This is a genomic window from Nostoc sp. PCC 9305 (assembly GCF_963920915.1).
GTDB lineage: Bacteria > Cyanobacteriota > Cyanobacteriia > Cyanobacteriales > Nostocaceae > Nostoc.
This window is the reverse complement of the sequence record NZ_CAWUDN010000206.1, coordinates 1-5,108: the sequence shown is the minus strand read 5'-3', so window position 1 is coordinate 5,108 and position 5,108 is coordinate 1. Positions and strand designations below refer to the sequence as shown.

At 43.1% G+C, this 5,108-nt stretch carries 5 protein-coding genes, 1 tRNA gene and 1 riboswitch; of the genes, 1 reads left to right on the top strand and 5 read right to left on the bottom strand.

The features are described 5' to 3' along the window. Positions 1-137: 137 nt before the first annotated feature. The 4 genes from ACM0OX_RS35055 to ACM0OX_RS35040 form a co-directional block, all read right to left on the bottom strand. On the bottom strand, positions 138-551 hold the full coding sequence (locus tag ACM0OX_RS35055) for a DUF1636 domain-containing protein (RefSeq protein ID WP_414519749.1): 414 nt from the start codon (positions 549-551) through the stop codon (positions 138-140). 21 nt (positions 552-572) lie between these two features. Then, positions 573-745: riboswitch (cobalamin riboswitch) on the bottom strand. A gap of 199 nt (positions 746-944) precedes the next feature. After that, positions 945-1,724: a uroporphyrinogen-III C-methyltransferase gene (gene cobA, locus ACM0OX_RS35050; protein WP_414519748.1), complete on the bottom strand. Its 780-nt coding sequence runs from the start codon at positions 1,722-1,724 to the stop codon at positions 945-947. Then, positions 1,721-2,446, bottom strand: a complete 726-nt coding sequence (locus ACM0OX_RS35045; protein WP_414519746.1) for a sirohydrochlorin chelatase — start codon at positions 2,444-2,446, stop codon at positions 1,721-1,723. The genes cobA and ACM0OX_RS35045 overlap by 4 nt, the downstream gene beginning before the upstream one ends. Positions 2,447-2,712: 266 nt before the next feature. Then, on the bottom strand, positions 2,713-3,096 hold the full coding sequence (locus tag ACM0OX_RS35040) for a DUF4359 domain-containing protein (protein WP_414519744.1): 384 nt from the start codon (positions 3,094-3,096) through the stop codon (positions 2,713-2,715). A 124-nt stretch (positions 3,097-3,220) separates the two neighbouring features. Here ACM0OX_RS35040 and ACM0OX_RS35035 point away from each other — a divergent pair. Further along, positions 3,221-3,293 (top strand) — tRNA-His (locus ACM0OX_RS35035). A 322-nt stretch (positions 3,294-3,615) separates the two neighbouring features. Here ACM0OX_RS35035 and ACM0OX_RS35030 read toward each other — a convergent pair. Next, positions 3,616-4,866, bottom strand: coding sequence for a hypothetical protein (locus ACM0OX_RS35030; protein ID WP_414519743.1), 1,251 nt, complete (start codon positions 4,864-4,866; stop codon positions 3,616-3,618). Between the last annotated feature and the right edge of the window lie 242 nt (positions 4,867-5,108).

Sequence of the window (5,108 nt, the reverse complement as noted above, 5' to 3'; positions counted from 1 at the left end):
GCGGGCAAGATGCCCACCCCACAAGATTGGATAATTTATTTCTTGGAGTTCCCTTGGCTTTATCAGCTATTCGTACAGAAAACTTTGCTGTTAGCGGATAGCTAAGGTTTAGCCCATTCTGACTTCTGAGTTTTTCTTCATAAAGGTGGAATCTTTGCTAAAATGCCCTTTTTCATTGCTTCTGGACGCTCTGACCAAGGCAGTAAACCATCTGCTTTAGCATAGTATTGACTAGCACATTCCAGCACAGCAGAGGCACTGCCATCAACGGCTAAATCACCAAATAAATATGTTAATTTACCTTTGGCACTAAAGGCGACTACACAAGAACGATTACAAGCACTCATGCATTCAACTTCCTGAATTGGGAATCGATCTCGTAACTCCCAATCTTGTGCCAGCTGCTGAAGTTGGTGTAAAAGTTTTTCACCACCACTTTCACCTAAGCGTTTGCCATTTTGCCAAACACTGGCACAGGTTTTGCAAACAAATAAAGTATGTTCAGCAACTTCCATTGGACTGGTTGGGGAAATATTTACAGTCGTAGTCATCTGTACCTCGCAGATATGTGAAACTAATAAATCTATTTCGGCGGGCATCCTGACTCACTCAATTTGAGATTTTCGATTTAGTTCTTTAATCTCAAATTGGTTCACAGTTGCGGGACAGCGCCGGATTTGCACCGAACTTTCCCCGTTACCTCTGGTGGCTGACTCCCACCAGAACCGAATCACCTTACAGCAGTTTGCAACTAAATGAGGTACAGAACCAAGAATTCACAAACCAAATTATTCTTCTGCTTCCTGCCTCCTGCCTCCTGCCTTCTGCCTCCTGCCTCCTGCCTCAAAACCAGTGACTTTGTACCTCATGCAAAAGAAAACTGCTGTATCGATCGTACACTAGGGTTATCGGAGAATACGAAACAATAAGCTTTTTGTCAACCATCAAACTGGACGACAACCAGATAAAATACTGTGCATCTTCACTACTTGTCCAATAACTGCGATCGCAGGCGCACTAAATCCAGTTTCCTCTACCTGCTTGACAATTGTTTCCAATGTCCCAATTAATTCTTCTTGTTCTGGGCGCGTACCCCAGCGCACCAAAGCAATGGGCGTTTCTAAATTCAACCCAGCAGTACTTAATTCTTCCACAATATAAGGCAGATTGTGAATTCCCATATAAATTACAATGGTTTCGGAACCGTGAGCGATCGCACTCCAATTCACTTGCGGTCTATACTTACCCGCTGCCTCGTGACCAGTTACAAATGTCACTGATGAACTATACAGCCGATGCGTCAAAGGAATACCTGCATAAGCTGCTGCTGCAATTCCCGAAGTGATACCGGGCACAACTTCCGTTGATATTCCAGCTTGAACTAATTCTTCCATCTCTTCGCCACCGCGACCAAAAATAAAGGGATCGCCACCCTTGAGCCGCACTACAATTGCATGATCCTGCGCTTTATCAATCAGCAATTGAGTTGTTTCTGACTGCAACAACGAATGTCTCCCCGCACGTTTACCAGCATTAATTTGCTCGGCTTGGGGATTAATCATTGCCAGAATTGCAGGACTCACCAAGGCATCATAGATAACTACATCTGCACATTCCAACAAACCTTTTGCCTTCAGGGTAATTAATCCTGGATCTCCTGGCCCCGCACCTACTAAATAAACCTTTCCCAAATACTTGTTCTCCTGTTTCTCTGTGCGGTTCATCTCTGTGTTAAATCCCAAATTAGCTCGGCTAATTCTGCACTTGCTCCCAGTGGCTTGGCCAGTTGGAAATTCACCGCAGAAAATTGTAATTTTAGCTCCTCTATTGAGGTGGCGATCGCATCGGTTATTCCACCAGCGAATAAAAAGTATGGCAAAATTGCAATTTCCCGATAACCAGCAGTTACTAACTCTTTCACCCGTGATTCTAAACTAGGAGGCCCAGCCCAATAAGCAGCAACTGCTCCCAAACTCGCCGCCATTGCTTCCACACTTTCTTGCGAACCTGGGCGACGGCTACCATGAGCTAAGAGAATCCATGTTTCTGCTTTGATAGCAGCTATTTGCTTTGCCAGCAATTTCTCTAAATTAGGGTGAGAACCTAAATATGGTTGCAACTCAATGATGATATCTTGACCAACAGCCTGTTGTGCGAGTGCTACTTCGGCAGGAATGTCTGTCATCACATGCACTCCCGGCAGTAGAAATAGCGGTACAATTTTAAGGCGATTTTCATTTTGAGACAGTGAGTAATCGCCAAAAGCGCTTTTAGCAAATTGTTGAATCTGCTCGTGTAAAGGTTGAGGACTCATTTCTAAAGCAGCGATGCCAACCAAATGTTCGCTTGACAATTTCTGACATACCAGCCTAGCTAGTTGCTGCATAGCAATTTCTGGGCGCGGGTCGCGACTTCCGTGAGATAATAACAGATAGGCAGATGACATCGGCAAAGCTTGAACTTTCAGTTACTATATCTTACTTAAGATTAAGCCGGGGTTCATAAGTACTCTGGTAATTATTGAAACTATTATCAATTAATAAACAGAATTATTCTTAATCACTTTTACAGCAGATTTCAAGTTGTAAAGTACACAACTATTCGTTTCAAAAGTAGGTATAAAGCTTGTTTTTATTCTGTTAGTGCAGCCGATTCTGATTCCTGAATTCTGACTTCTGAATTCTGCTGTATATTCTCCCCCTACTCCTTACCTTATTGTTCTTCAGCAGTGTAAGTATAAAATTTATCGAAAGCTCCTACCGTTTCAAATTTGTATGAAGGCATCCAAGAATTTATTTTTAAATCTGTACGGTAAACACTAAAAATAAGAAAATCTTGCCTTTCTGTAGTCTTGGCAATAATTTCTTGGATTTGCGGGCTAGCCGAGTCAACCAACTTATCACAATTAAAACGGATTAAATTTTCTATAATATTCGTAGTTTTTTTACATACATCGGTTTTTAAGTATTTTGTCAAGCGTTGAACTGCATATTCTTCATATTCAACTTGACCGGGATTGGTTTTCGCCATTGTCACACCCAAGGCGGTGAGTCCTACTGCTGCTCCAGTATACGCAATGATGGTCAATGGTTTCATATTTGCCAAGTAAAATTCATTGTAATTGTTAGATTCCAGAGACTCTAAATCAACTAAGTCCGTTCCTTGAACAAAAACTCTTGATCGCTTGCCAAATTGTTGCTATAATTCAAATTGTTGAATGGCGAGCGTAGCCAAGTGGTTAAGGCAGTGGTTTGTGGTACCACCATTCGTGGGTTCGATTCCCATCGTTCGCCCTACATAATTTCATATTAATATCTACACTCCTGTAGAAGGTGGTTTAGATAGTGCAAGTCCTTGTAATCATAACTTTAATAAGGATAAACATATGCTATCTGTAGCTTTATAGACTTACAGAATAGACCTCTTGCAAAAATATATTTTTGCACTCTTAGGGAAAAGGGAAAAGGTTAAAGGGAAAGGATTTTGAGTTTTTTTCCCCTTTGCCCCTTCCCCTTTACCCCGACTTTTGCAAGAAGTCTAATGGCGATCGCAATCCTAAAGTCGTGACCGAGTTCATCCTTAATAGTCTGGGTATTCTAAAACGGACATTAACATCTAAGAAGCAGCACGGCAAGATACAGGGTTCTGCCATGAACCATGAGGTGTGCTGGGTGCATTCGCTGTAAGTTCCAACTCCCCTTTTGCATTCATCACCCACCCTGTAGCTTCTACAATCGGTTTTGGCGTAGCAGTAGTAGGTTTGATGGTAACAGGTGGACTCTTGCGGTTTCTGATGCTGGGATTGAGCGTTACCCAATCTACCAGAACTGTATTAGGAGAAAGAAAGTTATAGGGATTGCGGGGTAAACCGCCACGTCCACTGATCACAAATCGGTTTTGGGCGTAACCTGCACTATAGCAGCCTTGTGTTACCTCAGTGTTAACTGGTATTGTTGGCAACTCTAGCAAGCCACTGTTAGGGTCGATGTCGGGCGTGTTAAGTTCTACAGTCCCGTTTACACCAAACTCAGAACTAGCGGTGATATCACTAAAGAGAGTTGGGAACTGGCGGGGTTGAATGCCATAGATACCAAAGGCTTGAATATCTACTCTCCCACCACTGCCTGTGTAAGCATTAGCAGTGATGTCGCTATTTTCGCTTGGGACAGCAACAACGAAGCCCGACGGGGCATAAATATTAATGTTGCCACCATTACCAGTAGTTTCTGCTGTGCCTGCGGTGGTGGAAATTTGAGCGCCACGACGGAGAAGGAGTAAATCAGTTTGTAAGTTGATGTCGCCACCGTTACCTGATGCAGATTCGGCGTTGAGTGTGCCACTGTTGTCTAAGGTAACTTTAGGTGAGTTGACGATAATATCTCCAGCAGCACCCGTCGGACTTTCAGAGAGAACCAACAACCCACTTGTAAAGTTTGAACTCCTACCAGAAATGGTGAAAAAATTAGCAGCATTAACTTTAATTGTGCCTGCATTCCCAACTCCTGAAGTTGACGCAGAAAGTTGAGCGTCATTTTGCAATGAGAAAGAACCAGAATCGATAGTAATGTTACCCCCATTCCCAACTGTCCCCATTTGCACCTCGCTGGCAATCCCGCTGAAACCGTTTTTCCCCCCACTAATATCGACAGCGCCAGTAACATTAATGTTGACATTGCCTGCATTCCCCCGTCCTGCTGGCTGGGTATCAGATGCTTCACTAGTAATGGTTATCAATTGAGCCTTATCAGTAAGTGATAATGTTGCAGCATTGATGTTGATATCGCCTCCATTCCCAATGCCCCCTGCTTCCACCGTACTAAAGATGTCAGCATCATTAGCGAGGTCAACAGCATCACGTGCCTGCACTGTCACATTCCCCGCATTCCCAACTCCTAAAGTTGACGCAGAAAGTTGAGCGCCGTTGCGTAATAAAAAAGAACCAGAATTGATAGTAATGTTACCCCCATTGCCAACTGTTCCCGTTCCTATAATGCTGGAAATCCCACTGCTAAATTCGTTTTTCGTGCCAGTAATATCAACAACGCCAGTAACATTACAGCACTTGCGTCTATTATGAGGTACACTAGATTAAAAGATAAATATTTTTA

Coding starts and splice junctions, on each gene's coding strand:
- ACM0OX_RS35055 (WP_414519749.1), bottom strand. CDS start 551: ATGACTACGACTGTAAATATTTCCCCAACCAGTCCAATGGAAGTTGCT.
- cobA (WP_414519748.1), bottom strand. CDS start 1,724: ATGAACCGCACAGAGAAACAGGAGAACAAGTATTTGGGAAAGGTTTAT.
- ACM0OX_RS35045 (WP_414519746.1), bottom strand. CDS start 2,446: ATGTCATCTGCCTATCTGTTATTATCTCACGGAAGTCGCGACCCGCGC.
- ACM0OX_RS35040 (WP_414519744.1), bottom strand. CDS start 3,096: ATGAAACCATTGACCATCATTGCGTATACTGGAGCAGCAGTAGGACTC.